This window comes from Pseudomonas sp. Sample_9, assembly GCF_004307535.1.
Taxonomy (GTDB): Bacteria; Pseudomonadota; Gammaproteobacteria; order Pseudomonadales; family Pseudomonadaceae; genus Aquipseudomonas; species Aquipseudomonas mercuritolerans.
This window is the reverse complement of the sequence record NZ_RAZO01000418.1, coordinates 1-1,911: the sequence shown is the minus strand read 5'-3', so window position 1 is coordinate 1,911 and position 1,911 is coordinate 1. Positions and strand designations below refer to the sequence as shown.

Below are 1,911 nucleotides of genomic sequence, written 5' to 3'. Positions count from 1 at the left end.
GCAAGCTGCAAGCTACAAGCTACAAGCTACAAGCTACAAGCTACAAGCTACAAGCTGAAGCAAAAACGCCAACCTCAGGGTTGGCGTTTTTTTTCGTCTGGCGCCCACCGATCGTTCCCACGCTCTGCGTGGGAATGCCTCAACGGACGCTCCGCGTTCGGCTTTGGAAGGGACGCGGAGCGTCCCGGGCTGCATTCCCACGCGGAGCGTGGGAACGATCATCTGCGGCTTACATAAATCCCCTGTGGGAGCGAGCCTGCTCGCGAAGGTGTCAGTCGCCTAAAACACAAATCGCCCATCAAACACCGGCTTGTCATCCAGCGCCAATACCCCGCCAGAAAAGATCAGATCCAGGTGATGACTGCCCTTGGCGCCACCGCCCAGTCCGAGATGCAGCCCACAATGCCGCTCCTCAAACCCGGCGTTGCGCGCATACAGGTCCTTCACGCCTTCGTTTGTGCCAATCCCCAACTCCTCAATCCGCCGGTTTGAAGGGTTGGCGTCCAGGTATTTGTTGAAATCATGCTCCAGCCCCGGCACGTCGGTGGCGATGCGGCTGATGGTCGAATTCTCGATCCACAGCTCCAGCGGCGATTCCAGCACGCCGTACTTGCGCGCGAAGGGGATGGTGCTGAGGAAGGTGCCCTTGAATTTCACATGGCCGTTGATGGCTTCGCTGTGGGTGGCGATTTCGCCGGGAGCGAGGTCGAAGTTGCCGACGCCGTTGATGTCGGTCCACTTCTTGATGCTGCTCATCGGCGTTTCGAACCATGAGCCGTGGTCATCCTTGAAGCTCAGCGTGGTCGCCTGGGACATACGCTGGATCAGGTGACTGTTGAGCCCGGCGATGCGTTGCGGGGTGATGCTGAAAGTGTCGTAGAAATAGTCGCCGTAATCCTTGAACAGCAGCGACTTCTTCCAGTTTTCCGCCATGACCGCTTGCAGCGCACGAACGAACTCCGGGCCGTCTGGGCGCGGGTTGGGCAGGGTGGAAGAGTCGTAGAAGAAAATGTACAGATCGCTGTCGGCAATTGCCTCGGCCAGCGCTGCGGTGCTTTCCAGGTCCAGACGCCTGGCGCTGAACTGGAAGCGCGGATGTTCACCGGCCTGTTCGGCGATGGCGCCAGTCAGGGCTTCGTAGTCGGCGGTGTGGCCGAGCATTACCTTCGCCGAGTCGAGCCCGGCAAGGGCAGGGTGATGTTCTAGGTAGTAAAGGAAATGCGAGATGGCGCGGGGCTTGTCCATGAATCCTCCCTGACTGACCGGGGAATGAAGCGGCAGGCACGACCGGCCGGACCGTGCCTGCCCGGGATGTCTTACAGAGGCCACATCGCCGTGCCGAACGGAACGACCGCGTCGGCTTGCATCATTTCCACAGCGGCCTCATGGGTTGGCGCTTCAAACCATTCGTCCAGTTGCAGTTCGGTATCCAAGTCTTTTTCCAGTGCTTGCATGGTCGATCTCCTAGAGAATTTCACGGTTTATGACTGACCGGTCGAGGTGGCCGGTGAGACGTGAAAAACCTAGTTGAGGCTTTTTGCGAATGCAAAATTTTATCCATTTAATTTTTAAATAGACTTTTTGTTCTGTTTTTCTAAATGAGTTTTCTTGTTTTAAAACAGAAAAATGGGTTGTCGGATTCGATAGCAAGCTAGCGACCGTCAAGATGCAGACGTCCTTCGGAAATTTCTGATTCGGAAAGTTTACGTTACGCGTTGTAAACAATACGTGACAAAACGGTCCGCCAGCGGTGCGCTTTTGCCTGCTTATGGCGCCCTGTAAGGAAAAGCTTCCGAAACCCGACAGTGCGGGCGCCACGCAAGGCTCTGGCGCGCTTGTTTCCAGCGCTCAGGCAAGGTGTGATGCGCCCCATGCCTGTCGTGCAGGCGAATAACAAGAAGGAGGCGCAAT

General features: G+C 56.6%; 3 protein-coding genes. All 3 read right to left on the bottom strand.

The annotated features are described in order from the left end of the window. Nucleotides 1-279 precede the first annotated feature (279 nt). The gene (locus D6877_RS23920) at nt 280-1,245 is read right to left on the bottom strand and encodes a leucyl aminopeptidase (protein WP_130912304.1); all 966 of its coding nucleotides are present in this window, start codon (nt 1,243-1,245) and stop codon (nt 280-282) included. Between the two features lie 71 nt (nt 1,246-1,316). Beyond that, nucleotides 1,317-1,454, bottom strand: coding sequence for a hypothetical protein (locus D6877_RS29460; protein ID WP_003222780.1), 138 nt, complete (start codon nt 1,452-1,454; stop codon nt 1,317-1,319). A gap of 254 nt (nt 1,455-1,708) precedes the next feature. Further along, on the bottom strand, nt 1,709-1,911 hold a 203-nt coding region (locus D6877_RS29665; protein ID WP_206662998.1), incomplete at its 5' end, for a hypothetical protein.

Coding starts and splice junctions, on each gene's coding strand:
- D6877_RS29460 (WP_003222780.1), bottom strand. CDS start 1,454: ATGCAAGCACTGGAAAAAGACTTGGATACCGAACTGCAACTGGACGAA.
- D6877_RS23920 (WP_130912304.1), bottom strand. CDS start 1,245: ATGGACAAGCCCCGCGCCATCTCGCATTTCCTTTACTACCTAGAACAT.